Origin of the sequence: Amycolatopsis sp. QT-25 (genome assembly GCF_029369745.1) — a bacterium.
In the GTDB taxonomy this organism is placed as follows: Bacteria; Actinomycetota; Actinomycetes; order Mycobacteriales; family Pseudonocardiaceae; genus Amycolatopsis.
In genome coordinates, this window is record NZ_CP120210.1 from 5,194,716 (window position 1) to 5,214,211 (window position 19,496).

The window sequence follows — 19,496 nt, forward strand, 5'->3', positions numbered from 1 at the left end:
TTGTTGTCTTTCAGGCGACTGACCGGTCGAAGGTAGCGCCTGTGGTGAAGTCGTACAGCGTGCGCTCGTCGCGCGCCGAGTTCACGACCGCGGTCCCGCGGTGCAGGACCAGGCGGACCTCGCCGGACACCCGCTCGGAACCGACCTTGTGCAGTTCCTCGTGCGCGGTGACCAGCGCGAGCGCGCCGGGCCCCTCGTAGATTTCGCGTCCTCTGAGCCCGAAGGCGCCGACACGTCGGTTCAGCTGCTGGAAGGCCTCCAGCAGCGTCACGGTCTCCCCGTCGATGGCCACCGGCACACCTTCGTCGAAGGTGATGACCAGCTTCTCCGGATCATCCGGGAAGGCGAACCCGTCAGGCGTCACCTTCGGTCTCCTCACCGCCGTCCACTGTGGACGACCGTCGGGCCAGCGCCAGGAAACGCTCGGCCAGGTCTTTGCCGGACAACGGTTCCCGCGCGATCACCGCGACCGTGTCGTCGCCGGCGATCGAACCGACGACCTCCTCCAGCGCCGCCCGGTCGATGGCGCTGGCCAGGAACTGCGCCGCGCCCGGCGGGGTGCGCAGCACCGTCAGGTTCCCGGACGAGTCCGCCGAAACGAGCAGTTCGGCGAGCAACCGGGAAAGCCGGGACGTGCCGCCCTGCACCCCGCGCACCGGACTGCCGTCCTCCGGGATGACGTACACCGGCGCGCCGGAGTCCGCACCCCGGAGCTTCACCGCGCCCAGTTCGTCGAGGTCCCGTGACAACGTCGCCTGGGTGACGTCGATCCCTTCCGCCGCCAGCAGCTTCGCCAGCTCGGTCTGGCTGCGGATGGCCATCGTGGACACGAGTTCGGTGATCCGTGCCTGCCGGGTGACCCTGCTGCCGGTCATCGTCGCTTCCCTGGGCCAGTGCGGGACACCCACACCCGGTCGGCATCCGTGAGCGAGGCTTCGCCGGTGTGGCTCACGATGCCTGCTTGTCCATGAGCCACACCAGCAGCGCCTTCTGCGCGTGCAGCCGGTTCTCGGCCTCGTCCCAGACCGCGCTCGCCGGTCCGTCGATGACCTCGTCGGTGATCTCCCAGCCTCGGTGCGCGGGCAGGCAGTGCAGCACGATCGCCTCGTCCGCGGCGCGGCGCATCAGCGCGGCGTTGACCTGCAGCTCGCGAAACGGGCCGACGCGGTCGAGGCCGTCGTTCTCCTGGCCCATCGAGGTCCACGTGTCGGTGACGACGACGTCCGCGCCTTCGACGGCGGCGTGCGGATCGGTGAAGACCGTGGTGCTGCCGCCGGTTTCACTCGATCGGTGCTTGGCGTCGAGCATGACCTGCTGATCGGGCTGGAAGCCTTCCGGCGAAACGACGCGGACGTGCATCCCCGCCGTCGTCCCGCCCAGCAGCAGCGAATGCGCCATGTTGTTGGCGCCGTCCCCGAGGTAGACCAGGGTGAGCCCCGCGAGCTTGCCCTTGCGTTCGCGGATGGTCATCAGATCGGTGAGCACCTGGCACGGGTGGAACTCGTCGGTGAGCGCGTTGATCACCGGGATGCTCGACGCCGACGCCATCGCGTCGATGCGCTTCTGGGCGAAGGTCCGCCAGACGATCGCGTCCAGGTACCGCGAAAGCACCCGCGACGTGTCCTCGATGGTCTCTTCGCGGCCGAGCTGCATGGAGCGTCCGTCGACGATGACCGGGTTCCCGCCGAGCTGGGCGATGCCCACCTCGAAGGAGAACCTGGTCCGGGTGGAGTTCTTCTCGAAGATCGCCGCGACGGATTTGCCCGCCAGCGCGCGGGAGCCCAGCGGCTCTGCTTTCAGCTGGTCGGCGAGGTCCAGGATCTCGGCCTGTTCGGCGGGGCTGAGATCGTCGTCACGAAGGAAGTTGCGGAGCATGCGTTTGGTCTCTGTCCTAGGTGGTGGTGGAATCGAGTGCCCCGGGAAGGGCTTCGAGGAATCCCGCGGCCTCGTCGGCGCTCAGGATCAGCGGAGGTGCCAGCCGGATGGTGTCCGGGGCGATCGGGTTGACCAGGTACCCCGCTTCCTGCGCGGCCTTGGCGACCGTGGCCGAGACCGGCTCGCGCAACGCGATGCCGAGCAGCAATCCGGCCCCGCGGACCCCGGCCACCAGCGGATGGCCGAGTTCCTCGACACGGGAGGCGATGTCCTTGCCCAGGGCGGAAACGTGGTCGTTCAGGTTCTCCTCGGCGATGGTCTTGAGCACGGCGAGCCCGGCGGCACAGCAGATCGGGTTGCCGCCGAAGGTGGTCCCGTGCTGGCCCGGCTTCATCAGCTCCCCCGCCTCTCCGACGCCGATGACCGCGCCGATCGGCAGACCGCCGCCGAGCCCCTTCGCCAGTGTGATGACGTCCGGGACGATGCCGGTGTGCTGGAAGGCGAACCACGCGCCGGTGCGGCCGATGCCGGTCTGCACCTCGTCGAGGACCAGCAGGGTCCCGGTCGCCTTGGTGATCTCCCGCGCGGCCTGGAGGTAGCCGTCCGGCGCCGGGACGACACCCGCTTCCCCGAGGATCGGCTCGAGGAACACCGCCGCGGTTTCGGTGTCCACCGCGGCGCGAAGCGCGCCGACGTCACCATAAGGAACGTGAGTCACGCCAGGGACCAGCGGCGCGAACGCGTCCCGTTTCGACGGCTGGCCGGTCAGCGACAAGGCGCCCATGGTGCGACCGTGGAAGGCGCCCTCACCGGCGACGACCTTGGTCCGCCCGGTGAGCCTGCTGATCTTCAGCGCGGCTTCGTTGGCCTCCGCGCCGGAGTTGACGAACAGGACCTTCGCGTTGCCGGACAGGCCCGCGACGTCCAGGAGGGTCTCGGCCAATTCGACGGCAACCGGGTTCACGTAGAGGTTCGAGGTGTGCCCGAGTTTCGCGACCTGTTCGGTGACCGCGGCGACCACGGCGGGATGGGCGTGCCCGAGCGCGTTGACCGCGATCCCGCCCAGCAGGTCGACATACGGCTTGCCGTCGGCGTCCCAGACCTTCGCGCCCTCACCGCGGACCAGGGTCAGCGCCGGGGTGCCGTAGTTGTCCATCAGGGACGACGTCCAGTGCTCCTGGCCGTCTACATTGGACTTGAGGGAGGTCACGGAAGCTCCGTTTCGGGGAAGACCATGGTACCGATGCCGCGGGAGGTGAAGACCTCCAGCAGTACCGAATGGGCGATGCGGCCGTCGATCACGTGCGCGCGGCGGACACCGCCCCGGATGGCGCGCACACAGGCCTCCATCTTCGGGATCATGCCGCTGGCGAGGCCGGGGAGCAGGGTTTCGAGGCGGTCCACGCGGATGCGGTCGACCAGCGAACCGCGGTCCGGCCAGTCGGCGTAGAGACCTTCGACGTCCGTGAGCACGACGAGCTTCTCCGCGCCCAGCGCGGCCGCCAGTGCGCCGGCGGCGGTGTCGGCGTTGATGTTGTGCACCACGCCGTCGACGTCCGGGGCCACGGTGGACACCACCGGGATCCGGCCCGCGTTGACGATGTCGAGGACCGCGTCCGGGTTGACCTCGGAGACCTCGCCGACGAGCCCGATGTCGACCGGCACACCGTCCACGGTGGCCTGTTTGCGCTCCGCGGTGAACAGCCGCGCGTCCTCGCCGGAGATCCCGACCGCGTACGGGCCGTGCGCGTTGATCAGGCCGACCAGTTCGCGGCTGACCTGGCCGGTCAGCACCATGCGGACGATGTCCATCGTCTCGGGCGTGGTGACCCGGAGGCCGCCCTTGAACTCGCCTTCGACGCCGAGCCGGTTGAGCATCGCGGTGATCTGCGGACCGCCGCCGTGCACCACCACGGGGCGCAACCCGGCCATGCGCAGGAAGACCATGTCCTCGGCGAAGGCCTGTTTGAGGCTTTCGTCGATCATGGCGTTGCCGCCGTACTTGACCACGACGGTCGCGCCGTGGAAACGCTGTAGCCAGGGCAGGGCTTCGATCAGGATCGCGGCCTTCTCCGCGGCCGTCGCGAGCCGCTCGTCCGCGGGGACGGTGGATTCGGACGGACTCATGACGAGTACGCGCTGTTCTCTTCGACGTACGCGTGCGAGAGGTCGGTCGTGTAGATCGTCGCCCCGCCTTCGCCGACCCCGAGATCGACGACGATCTGGATGTCACGCCCCGAGAGATCCGCCGCGGAGCGGTCCGCCGCGGGAGTGCCGTTCGCGAAGAGGGTGACGCCGTTGATCGCGATCGCGACCTTCTCCGGATCGATCTTCGCGGGCACCCGGCCCAGTGCCATGGCGATCCGGCCCCAGTTCGGGTCCGAACCGAACAGCGCGGTCTTGACCAGGTTGTCCTCGGCGATCGTGCGGCCGGCGGCGATGGCGTCGGCCTCGCTCGCCGCACCCGCGACCGTGACGTCGACGTGCTTGGTCGCGCCCTCGGAATCCGCGCGCAGTTGCAGCACGAGGTCGAGGCTGACCGTGGTGAGCAGTTCGGTCAGTTCGGCCTCGGTCGGTTCGACGCCGCTGGCGCCGGAGGCGAGGACGAGCACCGTGTCGTTGGTGGAGGTCCCGCCGTCGACGTCGAGCCTGTCGAAGGTCACGCCGGTGGCGGCGCGCAGCGCCTTGTCCAGGACTTCGGGGGTGACGACCGCGTCGGTGGTGAGGACGGAGAGCATCGTCGCGAGGTTGGGGGCGAGCATGCCCGCGCCCTTCGCGAATCCGCCGACACGCCAGCCGCTTTCGTGTTCGGCGACCGCCTGCTTCGGCTTGCTGTCGGTGGTCATGACCGCGGTGGCGGCGTCGAGATCGGCTTCGGCGCCGGTGCCGAGCCGGCCGAAGGCGGCATCCACGCCGGCAAGCAGCGCGTCCATCGGCAACCGCTCGCCGATCAGACCGGTCGAACAGACCGCGACCTCGATCGCACCGGCTTCGCACAGCCCAGCGACCTTCTCGGCGGTCCGGTGGGTGTCCTGGAAACCGCCGGGGCCGGTGGCGGCGTTCGCGCCGCCGGAATTGAGCACGACGGCCTTGAGGCGCTGCTGCTTGAGCACCTCTTGCGACCACAGGACGGGCGCGGCCTTGATCACGTTGCGCGTGAACACGCCGGCCGCGACCTGCAGCGGCCCGTCGTTGACGACGAGCGCGAGGTCGAGCTTGCCCTCGGCCTTGATCCCGGCGGCGACGCCCGCGGCACGGAATCCCTTCGGCTGGGTGACGGTCACGGAGCGACTCCTACGGTCGGTAGTCCGGTGGTTTCCGGGAGACCCAGTGCGATGTTCATCGACTGGACGGCGCCTCCCGCGGTGCCCTTGGTCAGGTTGTCGATGGCCGCGACCACGATCAGGCGCCGGGTGTCGGCGTCGACGGTGACCTGCAGCTGGACGTTGTTCGAGCCGACGACCGAAGCCGAAGAGGGCCACTGGCCCGCGGGCAGCAGCTGGACGAACGGCTCGGTGGCGTACGCCTTTTCGTAGACCTCGCGGGCGCCGTCGGCGTCCGGATCGGTTTTCAGCGAGGCGCTGGCGGTGGTGAGGATCCCGCGCGACATCGGGGCCAGCACGGGGGTGAACGAGACCCTGACCCGTTCACTCGAGATCGCCGAAAGGTTCTGCGCGAATTCGGGGGTGTGCCGGTGGGCGCCGCCGACGCCGTACGCGGTGGCCGAACCCATCACCTCGGACCCGAGGAGGTTCGGCTTGAGGCTCTTGCCCGCGCCGGAGGTGCCGGTGACGGCGACGACGTTGACCTCCGGCTCGACCAGGCCCGCCGCGAAGGCCGGGGCGAGGGCGATCGAGCCACCGGTCGGGAAGCAACCGGGGACCGCGACACGTTTGGTGCCGGCGAGGCGCTCACGGGCGCCGGGAAGCTCAGGGAGCCCGTACGGCCATTGCCCGGCGTGGTCCCCGCCGTACCAGCGCCGCCAGTCGGCCGCGTCGGACAGCCGGTGGTCCGCGCCGAGGTCGACCACCAGGACGTCCGGGCCCAGCTGCGCGGCGATGGCGCCGGAATGGCCGTGCGGCAGGGCGAGGAAGACGACGTCGTGCCCGGCCAGGGTCTCCGGGGTCGTCTCCAGCAGGACACGGTCCGCCAGCGGCGCGAGGTGCGGCTGGTGCCGGATCAGCGGCGTGCCCGCGGAGCTGGCCGCGGTCAGCGCGCCGATCCGGACTTCGGGATGGTTCAGCAGCAGGCGCAGCAGTTCGCCGCCCGCGTACCCGCTGGCTCCGGCCACCGCGATCTTCACCGTCATACGCATGATTATGCACTCCTATGCAAGTTCAATCAAACAAAGTCGGGTGGCTCACCCCGTCCGGACATTCATCCGGGCATCCTTGGCCGCATGACCGACACGCCCGCCCGGCTGCTCAGCCTGCTGTCCCTGTTGCAGACCCCGCGCGAGTGGCCTGGCAGCGAGCTCGCGGAGCGGCTGGAGGTCAGCCCGCGCACCATCCGGCGCGACATCGACCGGCTGCGTGAACTCGGCTACCCGGTCGAGGCGACACGCGGCGCCGAGGGCGGCTATCGGCTGGGCGCCGGCACGGCGATGCCACCGCTGCTGCTCGACGACGAGGAGGCCGTCGCGATCGCGGTCGGTCTCCGTGGCGCCGCCGGGCAGGCGATCTCGGGTATCGAGGAGTCTTCGGTGCGGGCACTGGCGAAACTCGAGCAGGTGCTGCCCTCGCGGCTCCGTTATCGCGTCGGCGCACTGGGCGCCGCGACCGTGCCGCTACCCGGCACCGGCCCCGCGGTGGATCCGGAACACCTGACGATCTTCGCCGGCGCGGTCGCCAACGCCGAACGGACCCGGTTCACCTACCGTACGGGCGACGGGACCGAATCCCGGCGGCACGTCGAACCGCACCGGCTCGTCTCGGCCGGGCGCCGCTGGTACCTGCTCGGCTACGACCTCGACCGGGACGACTGGCGGATCTTCCGCGCGGACCGCGTCTCGGCACCGCGGGCGACCGGCGGCCGGGCCACCCCGAGGCAGCCACCCGCGGAGGACGTGGCGGCCTATGTCACCGACAGGATGTACAGCCTCCTTCCCATCTACCGCGCCCGTGTGACCTTGCACGCGCCGATCAGTCAGGTCGCTCCCGCGATCGGCGAGAGTTTCGGCGAGCTGAAACCGATCGACGACGAGACCTGCGTTTTCCACGCGGGCACGGACACCCTGGACTGGCTCGCGTTCCGGATACTCGGGCTCGGCTGCGAATTCACCGTGCACGAACCACCGGAATTGATCCGCCACCTCCGGGAGATGGCGGCGCGGGCGAATCGCGGCATCGCGTCCACAGTGGACTGACGGCGGTCGCGAGGGCCTGCTGACCCTCGCGACCGCCGGGATTCAGGCGAGTTCACCCACCTCTCGCTGACTCGGCGGGATCGGGAGGTACGCGCCCCGGCGCTCCGGGTCGCAGCCGACCCTCGGCAGCCGGGCCCGGATCCCGCCCGGTGTCCGCTCGAACCGCCGCGCGATCTCCTCGACGCTTTCTCCGGCCAGCCAACGGCCTTCCAGTTCCGCGTCGAGCTCGTCGGACCACGGCAGGCCCTGCCGCGCGGGGCGATCCGCCGATCTTCGACGGCCGTTCCGGCCGGTGCCCCGCCCGGCGAACGCCAGCAGCGTGTCGGAAAGGACGGTCGCCAAGGCCGGTACGGCTTCGGCGTCGATGTCGATCCTGCCTTCGGCGACAGGCTCCTCCTGCGGTCCGGCTCCGCCGACCATTACGGTCACCCAGCGGTCTTCCCCGGCCGCGCCGCCACCCTGACGGGCGGCGACCTCGATGCGATAAACGATGTCCTGCACGCGGATCTCGGTCCGGTGCTCTTCGACGATGGTCATGCCGGGGACGTTAACGGGCGGCCCCGACAATTCCGTGGCGCGGCGAGGGGAGACCGGTCCGGGATGGCGCGTGACCGGTACTTTCCTCGTTTCCCGAATCGAGAGGGTGCCGGTCATGCGCGTTTCCGGGCACGAGTGGTGACGATGTGCGGCTGTCGAGCGACCGGATCGCGCGCCGTGCCGAACCGAGCCGAAGTCGTCCTCCCCCACATCTGTTGCGGCGAAGGACGCTTTCACCCCGCGTAGCAGGCCGACTTGCCTTGTCCCTCAAAGATCGCGGAACCGGGCCACCCGGCCGAAGGAAACGCCCCGGTCCGGAAATCCGGACCGGGGCGTTCTCGGCGAAGAACTCAGAAAGGCAGCGCCTGAGCCAGCGCCTCCTTCTTCACGTCGGCCACCGAAGACGGCACCTCGGACTTCGGTGCCGCGGAAGCACCGGCTGGCACCGGCTGCGGGACCGGGGTGCACTGCACGTCCGAACCGTTGCCCGGCTTGCGCGCGGGCAGCTTCCCGGTCAGCAGGTAGTCCGCGATCTTGTCGTCCACACAGGACACACCGGACAGCGAACCCGAGTGCGTCGTGCCGCCCGGAGCGCTGATCAGGCTGGAGTTCGGGTAGCGCTTGCGGACCTCGAGGCTGCCGGGGTACGGCGTCGCGGCGTCGTTCTCCTCGTTGACCAGGAGGATGCCCGGGACCTTCCTCCCGTCGATCTCCACCGGCTTGCCCGGCTTCGCGGGCCAGTCGAGGCACGGCGCGTTGAACCAGGCGTTGCCCCAGGTTTCGAACGGCGCCCGGAAATGCGTGACCCAGTTGTCGAACTTCCAGCGGGACCAGCTCCGCGGCCACGCCACGTCAGTGCACTGCACGGCCGCGTACACCGCGTAGCCGTTGTCCTGGCCCTGCGGGTTGGAGGCGTCGTACAGGCCCTTCAAGGTCTGCCAGTCACCCTTGTGCACCCAGCCGGAGAAGGCGTTCGCGATGTCTTCCCAGCCGAAGACGTAGTAGCCGGCCTGCAGGAAGATGTCCGTCCACTCGGAACCGCCGATGACGCCGCCCGCGGGCTGGTCGTACAGCTTCTTCTGCTCGGCGTACCACAGCTTCTCGACCGCGGACGCGGTCTTGCCGAGGTGATAGACGTCGTCGTACTTCGCGAGCCAGCCGAAGTAGGTCTTGATGTTCTTGTCGAAGGCGATGTCCTGGTTCAGGTTCGCCTTGTACCAGACGTCGCGCGGGTCGACGGTGCCGTCGAAGACCATCCGCCGCACGTTCTGCGGGAACAGCGTGCTGTAGACCTGCCCGAGGTAGGTGCCGTAGGAGAAGCCGTAGTAGTTGATCTGCTTCTCGCCCAGCGCCTTGCGCAGGCTGTCGACGTCCTTCGCGACGTCGATGGTCTTGATGTGGTCGAGGATCGCGCCGTTCTTGGCGCACGCCTTCGCGTAGCCCTTCGCCTTCTCACGCCACGCCGTCTCGATGGCACGCGTGGTCGGCACGTATCGCGGGCGGTTGTAGGAGGCGTAGTTCCCGTCACAGGTCAGCGACGGCTTGCTCTCCCCGACACCGCGCGGGTCGAAACCGATCCAGTCGTACTCCTCGCCCGCCTTCTGGGGAACGGCCCGGCCGAGGGTCGACAGGCCGAGGCCCGATCCTCCCGGTCCGCCCGGGTTGACCAGCATGACGCCCTGTGACCGGGCGGCCTTGTGCTTCACGCGCGAGACGGCGATCGAGATCTTCTCCCCGCCGGGCTTCGCGTAATCCAGCGGGACCTCGAGGAAGCCGCATTCCGCGCCTGCCTTGACCAGGCTCGGGCGGGTACAGGCTCCCCAGGAGATGGGCTTCGGATCGAAGTCCGACGCCGGGGCGGCCGTGGCGGAGGGAGCGAGCGCCATGGTGCCGACGCCGATCCCCGCGACCGCCAGGGCGGCAACGAATTTCTTCACTGTGTTCCTTTTCGTCCGCGTTCGACCGGTCGGGCCGAAGCTACCGAGAACCGGCTTCAATCTCGCTGACCGACACGTCGACCGCCATCCCTCTTTAGTCGGTATCCGGGTGGAATCCAGGGTCCGATCCGGGCATATCCGTCTTGTCGGTGCCCTGTCGTACGCTCGCGGCGCGGACGGGGAAAGGAGAACGCGTGGACGAGGTGAAAAGCCTGGTTTCGGCGGTTCGCAACGGTTTGGCCGGACTGGCCGATCCGGGGAAGGCACCGTCGATGCGGGCGTACATGAAGTCGGAGATGCCGTTCCTCGGTGTCGCGTCCCCGCCTCGGACGGCCTTGCTGAAACGGGTCTACGCCGAGCATCCGCTACCCGATCGAGTGAGTTTCTCGACGGCCGTGCGCACCTTGTGGCGCGAAGCGGAATTCCGTGAAGAGCGCTATGCGGCGATCGCCCTTTCCGGCCACCGCGCCTACGCCCACTGGCAGGACGGCGCCCTGCTCGGCCTGTACGAAGAGATGATCGTGACGGGCGCTTGGTGGGACTACGTGGACGAAATCGCCATCCGCCGGGTCGGGCCCATCCTGCGCGCGGAGCCGGAGACGGTGACCACGCTGATGCTGACCTGGGCCTACGACGAGGACAGGTGGCGCCGCCGCACCTCGGTGATCTGCCAGACTGGCGCGAAGGGCGGAACGGACACCGACCTGCTCACCCGCGCGGTGGAGGCCAACCTCGACGACAAGGATTTCTTCCTGCGCAAGGGAATCGGCTGGGCCCTGCGCGAGTACGCGAAGACGGAGCCGGACTGGGTACGCGCGTTCGTCGCCGCGCATCCGGCCCTGTCCACCCTGTCCCGGAAGGAGGCGCTCAAGCACCTGGGCGGTTGAGCACCGGTCTCGGGACGAGGGCGACGAGCTCGCCGATCACCCCACCGAGTTCGGGCAGCAGCTCTCGCAACTCTTGCAGATCGCGATGGAGATCCAGTCTTGTCACCTGCGGCGGACCTTCCTGAACCAGCTCTGTGAGAGTGCGCCTGGCTTCCAGGTGCCGCCCGAGGACCAGGAGGTAGAACACCGGCTGGACCTTGTCATCCCAGTCCGATGAGCCGGCCTCGGCCTTGACGACGGCTTCTTCGAGGGCTTCTTCGAGGGCTTCGACGAAATACCGCTCGGCCTCTTCGGTTCGCCCCGACTTCAGGTCGGCCAGCGCGACGAGGTCACGGACCCAAGAGAACTCGGCCGCCAGCGGACGCAGCAACTCCAGCGCCTCGTCCGGCCGCCCCGCGAACAGCAATGCCTCCCCGAGGTCCGCGCGGTAGGCGTTGTCGTCCGGATCCAGGGCGACGAGTTCGCGCAGTTCCCGGACGGCTTCCTCGTGCTCCCCCTTCCGGCGGCGGATCTCCGCGCGCAACGACCGGCCGCTTTCGTCGTACCCACCGGCGATCGCCTCGGTCACATCGGACAAGGCGCCGTCGAGTTCGCCGAAGCGAAGACGATGACGCGCCCGGCGATAGTAGGCGTATCCCGTGTCCGGCCCCGACCGGGTCGCCTGGTCCAGTTCGGCGCGGGCTTCGTCGTGGCGATCGAGTTCCGCCAGGACCTGCCCGCGGGTGGCACGGAGGAAAGCGTTCGAGGGATCCGACTCGAGCGCGACGTCGAGGTCGGCCAAAGCTGCCGGATGGTCGGCTGTCCTCTGGTGGGCGATCGCCCGCCAGGTGTGCGCCCGTTCGCCGGCGCGATCGAATTCGATCGCCCGGCTCAACGTCTCCACCGCTTCGCCGTACTTCTTCAGCGACACGAGCAGCATTCCCCGCTGCAGGTGATTTTCGGGGTCCTCGGGAGCCAGCTCGATCGCCCGGTCGAAATCCGCGAGTGCCGCTTGAGGATCACCTTTGTCATCGTGTGCACGACCACGCATGTAGTACGCCCACTCGTAGTCCGGGTCGAGCCGGATCGCCACGGTGAAACCGTCGATCGCCTGCCCGTACCGCTCCTTGAGGTGGTGGAACGCCGCACGGGCCGCGTGCAATCCGGCGTTGTCCGGATCCGCCGCGATGGCCGAATCGTAGACACCCGCCGCGGCCTCCTCGTCTCCGGACTTCTCGAGGAACTGCGCGAGCTCGGTCACGTGGTAGACGCTTTTGGGACGCAACGCGGCCGCCGCCCGGTACCCCGCGAGTGCTTTCTCGTCCTCCCCCAGTTCGGCCAGCAGCGTCGCCCGCCGGCCGATCGCCCAGGCGTAGTCGGGATCGAGCCCGATCGCGATTTCGAGCTCCTGGATCGCCTTCCGCGGTTCTCCGCGCTTCCGGTACACCTCGCTCCGGGCGGTGTAGGCCCAGCGGTGATCGGGTTCGAGGCGGACGGCCTCGTCGAGGTCGGTCATCGCCCCGTCGAGGTCGCCCAGTTCGGCACGCGCCGAGCCGCGTCCGCGCCACGAGTAGGCGTAGGTGGGATCGAGTTCGATGGCGCGGTTCAGATCCGACAGCGCCCGTTTCCAGTCGCCCTCGTTGTGCAACAGGTTTCCCCGATCGCTCCAAGCGTTGGCGTCGGCGGGGTCGAGGTCGAGCGCCCGGTCGTAATCCCGTTTCGCCGCCTCGATCTCGTCCTGGCTCTCGTGGGCCCACGCGCGCCGTCTGATCACCTTCGAGAGGCGGGTCGCGTCGAGCTCTCCGGCACCGGCGAGCAGGTCGAGCACGGGAATCTCGCGCCGGCCGTCACCGTCTCCGACCGCGTCGGCCAGCCGCTGCGCCCACCGCAGGACGGCGGGCGCGTCCGCGTCGATGCCTGCCTGCTCCATCATCCGCGCCCAGGCGCGCGCGGAGGCGGTACTCGTGGTGATCGTCTCGGCCGCGCCGAGCAGGGCTTCCGGCAACGCGTCGGCCGGATCGCCGCACAACCGGTGGTAGGTCTGTTCGAGTTTCCTCAGCTGCCAGCGTTCGTCTTCCCAAGCCTCGCGAGGACGGCTGAGTCCGAGTTCGGCGCACCGGCCTTCGTAGTACTCACTGAGCTTGCGGTGCCGCTCGGCGAACGCGGCGGGCGATCGGCCGCGCTCCAACCGCACCATCGGCCCGCGGACGACGGAGTGGTAGCGCATCGGCAGTTCACGGCGCCCGACGAACGGCAGCTCCCGCAACCAGCGAAAGGTCTCCCCCGCGGTTTCCTTTCCGGTCAGCACGCCGATGACGTCCTCGTCCAGGACGCGGGGCAACGACGCCGTGGCGGCGATCTTCTGCTTGGCCTTGTCGGGAACCCAGCGCAGGAACCGCTTGACCGCGTCATCGCCGGGATCACCGACGGCATCGGCTTCGGCGGGGTTTCCCTGTGCCAGCATGGCGACCAGCACGGGCAGGCCGTCGGTCAGCCGCAGCACGGTCTCGATCACCCGCTCGTCGGTGATCCCGTGCTCGGCGAGCAGGTGACGCGCCTCCGGCTCGGTGAAGGGCCGGAGTTCGATCTCGCGCACCAGCGGCGCGTGCCGGTTCCATTTCGCCTCGTCCAGCGGGAACTGGCCCGCCACGGTGCACACGAGGTTCTGCGGGAGGTCGCCGTACAGTCCGCCGAACAGGTCGAGCAGCCAGGTCTCCAGTACCGGCGCGGTCCGTTCGAAGGTGTCGAAGAACAGCGCGATCTGCCGGGTCTCCGGAATGCGCCAGAGATCCTCGACGAACGGTTTGGTCAGCTCTTCGGCCGGTTCCAGGAGCAGCTGGACATCGGCCTTCCGCTTGAACTTCGCGGCGAGGTAGACCTGCAGCTGCTCCAGCTGTTTCGCCGTCGCGTCCGCGTCGATCGCGTCGGCGGCGATGCTTCCGCCGGGCAGGGTCTTCGCCACGCCGAGACCCGCCTTGACCACGGCCTTCGTCACGAGTTCGCGGCCCGCCGCCGGAGCCTGCGGATCGTTGTGGAGCCGGTCCCTGGCCTTGAGGTAGGACTCGTGGCGCTTCTCGAACCGGCGCATCTCGTGCCCGCCACGAGCGAGGTCCTTCGCCACTTTGACCAATGTCGCGGGCAAGTCCTGTTGCCGGTCGTCCGCGAAGCCGACCACGGCGCGGGTTTCCTCGGCGATACCGCGAAGCTGTTCGAGGAGGAAGGACTTGCCGACCCCGGCGAGACCGTGCACCGAGTACAGGTACCGGCGACGCCGGTCGCTCCCCGGCAGCCCGAGATTGCCCCGGAAGTCCTCGCGTTCCCCGACCCTGCCGACGAAACCGTCGCTCAGCCGGGCACGGGCGATGTCTTGGATACTGGGCCGACCGTCTGGACGTGACACGAGTCCTCACTTTGCCACATTCCGCGACGCGTGAAGGCCCCCTTCACTCGGTGGAATCCAGTCATGCCGCGCGCCAGCGCGTCCGTTGAGGGCGGTGGCGGGGGCATGGATGGACGAGTGAAGGGGGCCGCAGGGGACTCTTCGGGTCAGGCTCGCAGGCTCGCGCCGAAGCGTTCACCGGCGACCGCGACCGCGGCGTCGCGGGCCTTGGTGGCCTCGTCCACGGTCAGCGTGCGGTCCGGGGCGCGGAACCGCAGCTTGTACGCCACCGAACGCTTGCCCTCACCCAGCTGTTCACCCTGGTAGGAGTCGAACAGCGTGATGTCCTCGAGCAGTTCGCCCGCGCCTTCGCGCAGCGCCTCGGCCAGGTCGGCCGACGGCACGCCGGCCTCGGCGACGAGGGCGACGTCGAGCAGCACCGGCGGGTACGCCGAGATCCGCGGCGCCGGACGGCCGTCCGGGATCGGGATCGCGTCCAGGTCGAGTTCCATCGCGACGGTGCGCGGCGGCAACCCGAGCGCCTCGACGACCTTCGGGTGCAGCTCACCGGCGTAGCCGACGGGCCACTGCCCCACCCGCAGCTGCGCGCACCGGCCGGGGTGCCACGGCGGCTGATCCGCCGCGGCCGTGGTCAGCTCGGCACCGGCGGCCTGCGCCACCAGCCGCGCGGCCTGCACCGCGTCGGCCCAGTTCGCCTGCTCGCCCTCGCCCCACCAGCCTGCGCGGCCACGCTGGCCCGCGAGCACGACGGCGACGTGCAGCGGCTGCGGCGGGACCGCCGCCTCCAGCACCGCGAGCTCCTCGTCGCTCGGCCGCCGGTCCACCCCGAGTGACGGCATCGGGATCGGGTTCGGCCCGGGCAGCACGACCTGTCCGATGTGGAACAGCGCGACATCCTTGAAACCGCGGGAAATGTTGCGCTGCAAGATCTCCAGCAGCCCCGGCAGCAGGCTGCTCGCCATCCGGTCCTTGTCCGCCTCCAGCGGGTTGCGGACCTTCACGGTGCTGCGGCGGACGTCGTCTTCGGGCAATCCGAACGCGTCCCAGACCGAGTCCGAGATGAACGGGAAGGGCAGCACCTCGACGTAACCGTTCTCCGCCAGCGCGCGAGCGACCGAACGGCGACGACGCTGCGTGTCCGTCAGGCCACGGCCGGCCGGGGCTTCGGGAAGCACCGACGGGATGCTGTCGTAGCCCTCCAGCCGGAGGACCTCCTCGACCAGGTCGGCGGGCTGCACCAGGTCACCGCGCCAGCTCGGCGGGACCGCGGTCACCAGCGCGGTGCCGTCCTCGGCGGTGCCCACGTTGACCTTGCACCCGATCTGCGAGAGCCGTTTGACCGTGACACCGCGCTGGTAGCGCACCCCGGCCACCTGGTCGGGCAGGCTGATCGGCATGGTCACCGGCGGGTTCGGCTCGACGCCGCCCTCGTCGGTGCGGCCGGGCAGGATCGAGCCTTCGCCGTACTGGCGGAGCAGGCGCGCCGCGAGTTCGACGGCCACCGCGCACAGCTGCGGGTCGGTGTAGCGCTCGAACCGCTTGGCCGCCTCGGAGAACAGCTTGTGACGGCGGGCCGTCCGGCTGATCGACGCCGGATCCCAGTGCGCCGCTTCGAGCAGCACGTCGGTGCTCTCCGGCGTGATCTCCGTCGACGCGCCGCCCATCGTGCCCGCCAGCGAGATGACGCCGCTGTCGTCGGCGATCACCACGTCGTCCGCGTCGAGCGTGCGCTCGACATCGTCCAAAGTGGTCAGTTTTTCGCCCGGCTTCGCCTTGCGCACCACCAGATCGCCCTTGACCGAACCGGTCGCGAAGGCGTGCAGCGGGTGCCCGAGTTCGAGCATCACGTAGTTGGTCACGTCGACCGCGAGGGAGATCGAGCGGATACCCGACAGCATCAGGCGGCGGCGTATCCACCACGGCGTCGGCGCGGTCGCGTCGAGGTTCTTCACGCGGCGCAGCACGAACCGCTTGCACCCCTCGGTGTCTTCGAGGTGCACCGGCCAGACGTCGCTTTCGGCCTGGGGGACCTCGACGGACGCCGGGTCGCCGAACGGGACGTCGAGCGCGTTGGACAGTTCGCGGGCCAGGCCGCGGACCGACAGGGTGTATCCGCGGTCCGGGGTCGGCGTCACCTCGAGGACGGTGTCTTCGAGACCGAGCAGCTTGTTCGCGTCTTCGCCCGGGCTGGCCGTGCTCGGCGGCAGCACCAGGATGCCGGAATGGTCGTCACCGATGCCGAGTTCGCTCGCGGAGCAGATCATGCCGTCACTGAGCCGGCCGTAGGTCTTGCGCGAGCCGATCTCGAAACCACCGGGCAGCACCGTGCCGGGCAGCGCGACGACGACCAGGTCGCCCTCGGTGAAGTTCGTGGCACCGCAGATGATCCCGCGGGTCCTGATCCCCGAGGGGCCGTCGTCCTCGAAGGGGCTTTCGTCGTCGTCATCGGCACCGTCGGCGGCGACGCTCTCGTCAGGCTTGGCGGCGCTCTCGGGTTCACCGACGTCGACGCGGCAATAGCGCACCGGCTTCTTGAACTCGGTGAGCTCCTCGATCTCGGCGACCCGGCCGACCACGAGCGGGCCGGTGACCGGTTCGAGCTTCCGGACGTCGTCGACCTCGATGCCGATGCGCACGAAGGCGTCGGCCAGATCCTGGGCCGTGACCTCCTCGTCGACGTCGAGGTGTTCGATCAGCCAGCTGGCTGGGACCTTCACTCAGGCCTCCGTTCCGAAGGGCAGGGTGAACCTGATGTCGCCCTCCACCATGTCGCGCATGTCCGGGATTCCGTTGCGGAACTGCAGGGTGCGCTCGATACCCATGCCGAAGGCGAAGCCCGAGTAGACCTCGGGGTCGACGCCGCAGGCACGCAGGACGTTGGGGTTGACCATGCCGCAGCCGCCCCATTCGACCCAGCCGGCGCCGCCCTTCTTCTCCTCGAACCAGACGTCGACCTCGGCCGACGGTTCGGTGAACGGGAAGAAGTGCGGGCGCAGGCGGGTCTTCGAGCTCTCACCGAACATCGCGCGGGCGAAGGCGTCGAGGGTGCCCTTGAGATGCGCCATCGTCAGGCCCTTGTCCACCGCGAGGCCTTCGACCTGCGAGAACACCGGGGTGTGCGTGGCGTCGAGCTCGTCGGTCCGATAGGTGCGGCCGGGGCAGACGACGTACACGGGCAGGTCACGGTGCAGCAGCGTGCGGGCCTGCACCGGCGAGGTGTGCGTCCGCAGCACCAGGCCGGAGTCCTCCTCGCCGAGGTAGAACGTGTCCTGCAGCTGGCGCGCGGGGTGGTCCTTGCCGAAGTTCAGCGCGTCGAAGTTGAACCACTCGGCTTCGAGTTCCGGGCCGTCGGCGACCTCGTAGCCCATCGCGATGAACGCGTCGGCGATCCGATCCGACAGGGTCGCGATCGGGTGCCGGGCGCCACGGGGCACCCGGTCCCACGGGAGCGTGACATCGACGGTCTCCTCGCGGAGCACCTTTTCGTCACGCTCGACCTGGAGCACGGCGCGGCGGGCGTCGAAGGCGGCCTGGATGCCCTGGCGCGCTTCGTTGACCCGCTTGCCCGCTTCGGCCTTCTCCTGCTTCGGCAGGGCGCCGATCTCGCGGCGGGCGAGCAGCAGCGGAGACTGGTCCCCGAGGTGAGCGGGTTTGACCGCGGCCAGCGCGTCGAGATCCGCCGCGGCCGCGAAATCGGTCTCGGCCTGTTCGACGGCGACCGTCAACGTTTCCGGCGCGAGCGTTCCCGCCTGGGGGGCCTGCTTGTCGTTGGCTTCGGACATAGCTCCTCGGCGTCCGCTGGGACTGGTCCGGTGCACGCGAGCGCACACATGGGTTTGGCAGCTGCTGAATTCTATGGGACAGCGAACGGTGGCTCCCGATCACCCTCGGGCGGGGCACACCGTCACTCGGAAGTGCAGAAAACGCGCTCTACGCCGTAAACAAGGTGCTGGAACGAACAGTGCGTTCCATGAGAGCTCCCTTGATGTCGTGGTGCGGACGGCGTGCTGCCCGCGACTCTACGTGGTCACGGCCCGGGAGGCCATCGCATTCGTGTACACGCAGATCGCGGCGGCCGTCGCGAGGTTCAGGCTCTCCGCCCGGCCGTACATCGGGATCTTGACCGCGAGATCGACCGTGTCCAGAACTTCCCGCGGCAATCCGTGCGCTTCGTTGCCGAAGACCCACGCCGTGGGCTCGTCGAAGGTCACCTGATCGAGCTCGGTGTCGGCGTAGCCGTGCGCGCCGAAGGTGCGGAGTCCGGCGGCGGAGCAGGCCGTCAAGGCCGCGTCGACGTCCCGGATCCGGGTGATGGCGGGGTGGAACAGACTACCGGCGGCCGCGCGGACGCATTTGCCGTTGTGCGGGTCGACGCTGTCCCCCGCGAGAACGACCGCGTCGGCACCGGCGGCGTCCGCGACGCGGATCACGGTGCCCGCGTTACCGGGGTCCGCGACGTCGACGAGGACGACGACAAGCTTCGCGCCCGCCTTCAGGACGGTCTCTTGTGGACGGTCGACGAGCGCGCAGACGGCGACGATGCCTTGCGGCGTCACGGTCTCGGACAATCCGCCGGCCGCGCGATCGGTGATCGGCGAGACGGGGACGCCCGCCTCGCGCGCGGCGACGAGCAGGCTCTCCTGCTGCGCGGCGGCGCGTTCGGTCACGAACAGCTCGTACACCTCGCCGCCGTGGTCGAGCGCGGCTTCGACCGCGTTCGCGCCTTCGGCGAGGAACCGGCCGGTCTTCTCACGCTCGGCCCGGCGGGTGAGCTTGCGCGCAGCAACAACCCGGGGCGTCCGTTCGGTGAACGGAGCGGCCCCGGGTCGGGGAAGTGCGCTGTCGCCGGTCAGGCCGACTTCTTCTCTTCGGTGTTCACGTTCGCCTTGGCCAGCTCGGCCAGCGCGGTGAAGGCGGCGGCGTCATTGACCGCGAGTTCCGCGAGGATCTTGCGGTCCACCTCGACACCCGCGGCCTTGAGGCCCTGGATGAGGCGGTTGTAGGTGACACCGTTGGCGCGGGCGGCCGCGTTGATGCGGGTGATCCACAGCCGACGGAAGTCACCCTTGCGGGCACGACGGTCCCGGTAGGCGTAGTTCAGCGAGTGAAGCGTCTGCTCCTTCGCCTTGCGGTACAGCCGCGAACGCTGGCCGCGGTAGCCGCTGGCGAGCTCGAGAGTCGCGCGACGCTTCTTCTGGGCGTTGACAGCCCTCTTGACGCGTGCCACTGGGTCCATCCTGTCGATCTGGGGGCGCGCTGGCGCGCCCGGCGTTTACAAAGTGCGGGGGGGTCAGCGGCCGAGAAGGCGCTTGACGCGGCCGACGTCGTTCTTGGCGATCTCGGTCGTGCCTTCGAGGCGCCGGGTGAGCCTGTTGGACTTCTTCTCCATCAGGTGGCGGCGGCCGGCCTTCTGGCGGCGCAGCTTGCCCGAACCCGTGACGCGGACACGCTTGGACGTCCCGCTGTGCGTCTTCATCTTCGGCATTACGTTGTCCTCTTCCGTGCGGCGGCACACC

General features: G+C 69.4%; 17 protein-coding genes. 2 read left to right on the forward strand and 15 right to left on the reverse strand.

Annotation, left to right across the window (positions count from 1 at the left end):
• Positions 1-10: 10 nt before the first annotated feature.
• The 7 genes from P3102_RS23925 to argC form a co-directional block, all read right to left on the reverse strand.
• A complete protein-coding gene (locus tag P3102_RS23925; RefSeq protein ID WP_276361913.1) occupies positions 11-364 on the reverse strand; it encodes an argininosuccinate synthase domain-containing protein in 354 nt (117 codons plus the stop codon).
• Entirely contained in the window at positions 354-875 is a 522-nt protein-coding gene (locus P3102_RS23930) for an arginine repressor (RefSeq protein WP_276361915.1), read from the reverse strand. Before P3102_RS23930 ends, P3102_RS23925 begins: the two co-directional genes overlap by 11 nt.
• A gap of 73 nt (positions 876-948) precedes the next feature.
• Positions 949-1,875 (reverse strand): ornithine carbamoyltransferase, encoded by a 927-nt coding sequence (argF, locus tag P3102_RS23935; RefSeq protein ID WP_276361916.1) that lies wholly within the window; start codon positions 1,873-1,875, stop codon positions 949-951.
• Positions 1,876-1,891: 16 nt separating this feature from the next.
• The gene (locus P3102_RS23940) at positions 1,892-3,085 is read right to left on the reverse strand and encodes an acetylornithine transaminase (protein WP_276361918.1); all 1,194 of its coding nucleotides are present in this window, start codon (positions 3,083-3,085) and stop codon (positions 1,892-1,894) included.
• Positions 3,082-4,002, reverse strand: coding sequence for an acetylglutamate kinase (gene argB / locus P3102_RS23945; protein ID WP_276361919.1), 921 nt, complete (start codon positions 4,000-4,002; stop codon positions 3,082-3,084). The genes P3102_RS23940 and argB overlap by 4 nt, the downstream gene beginning before the upstream one ends.
• A complete protein-coding gene (gene argJ / locus P3102_RS23950) occupies positions 3,999-5,159 on the reverse strand; it encodes a bifunctional glutamate N-acetyltransferase/amino-acid acetyltransferase ArgJ (protein WP_276361921.1) in 1,161 nt (386 codons plus the stop codon). Before argJ ends, argB begins: the two co-directional genes overlap by 4 nt.
• Positions 5,156-6,184, reverse strand: coding sequence for an N-acetyl-gamma-glutamyl-phosphate reductase (argC, locus tag P3102_RS23955; protein WP_276361923.1), 1,029 nt, complete (start codon positions 6,182-6,184; stop codon positions 5,156-5,158). The genes argJ and argC overlap by 4 nt, the downstream gene beginning before the upstream one ends.
• A 90-nt stretch (positions 6,185-6,274) precedes the next feature.
• Here argC and P3102_RS23960 point away from each other — a divergent pair, with 90 nt between their 5' ends.
• A complete protein-coding gene (locus P3102_RS23960; RefSeq protein WP_276361924.1) occupies positions 6,275-7,240 on the forward strand; it encodes a YafY family protein in 966 nt (321 codons plus the stop codon).
• 42 nt (positions 7,241-7,282) lie between these two features.
• On the opposite strand, the gene P3102_RS23965 is transcribed toward P3102_RS23960, so the two are convergent.
• Positions 7,283-7,777 (reverse strand): helix-turn-helix domain containing protein, encoded by a 495-nt coding sequence (locus P3102_RS23965; protein WP_276361926.1) that lies wholly within the window; start codon positions 7,775-7,777, stop codon positions 7,283-7,285.
• A 350-nt stretch (positions 7,778-8,127) separates the two neighbouring features.
• On the reverse strand, positions 8,128-9,714 hold the full coding sequence (locus P3102_RS23970) for an alpha/beta hydrolase (protein WP_276361928.1): 1,587 nt from the start codon (positions 9,712-9,714) through the stop codon (positions 8,128-8,130).
• Between the two features lie 194 nt (positions 9,715-9,908).
• Between P3102_RS23970 and P3102_RS23975 the strand changes: the two genes are divergently transcribed.
• Positions 9,909-10,601, forward strand: coding sequence for a DNA alkylation repair protein (locus tag P3102_RS23975; protein ID WP_276361929.1), 693 nt, complete (start codon positions 9,909-9,911; stop codon positions 10,599-10,601).
• Here P3102_RS23975 and P3102_RS23980 read toward each other — a convergent pair.
• From P3102_RS23980 to rpmI, 6 genes are all read right to left on the reverse strand, one after another.
• Positions 10,582-13,980, reverse strand: coding sequence for a tetratricopeptide repeat protein (locus tag P3102_RS23980; RefSeq protein WP_276361931.1), 3,399 nt, complete (start codon positions 13,978-13,980; stop codon positions 10,582-10,584). The genes P3102_RS23975 and P3102_RS23980 overlap by 20 nt on opposite strands.
• Before the next feature lie 146 nt (positions 13,981-14,126).
• A complete protein-coding gene (pheT, locus tag P3102_RS23985; protein WP_276361932.1) occupies positions 14,127-16,697 on the reverse strand; it encodes a phenylalanine--tRNA ligase subunit beta in 2,571 nt (856 codons plus the stop codon).
• Positions 16,698-17,762: a phenylalanine--tRNA ligase subunit alpha gene (gene pheS / locus P3102_RS23990; protein ID WP_276361934.1), complete on the reverse strand. Its 1,065-nt coding sequence runs from the start codon at positions 17,760-17,762 to the stop codon at positions 16,698-16,700.
• A gap of 237 nt (positions 17,763-17,999) precedes the next feature.
• Entirely contained in the window at positions 18,000-18,833 is an 834-nt protein-coding gene (locus P3102_RS23995; protein ID WP_276371325.1) for an RNA methyltransferase, read from the reverse strand.
• On the reverse strand, positions 18,830-19,207 hold the full coding sequence (gene rplT, locus P3102_RS24000) for a 50S ribosomal protein L20 (protein ID WP_125795399.1): 378 nt from the start codon (positions 19,205-19,207) through the stop codon (positions 18,830-18,832). Before rplT ends, P3102_RS23995 begins: the two co-directional genes overlap by 4 nt.
• A gap of 63 nt (positions 19,208-19,270) precedes the next feature.
• A complete protein-coding gene (rpmI, locus tag P3102_RS24005) occupies positions 19,271-19,465 on the reverse strand; it encodes a 50S ribosomal protein L35 (protein WP_007028043.1) in 195 nt (64 codons plus the stop codon).
• Positions 19,466-19,496 lie beyond the last annotated feature (31 nt).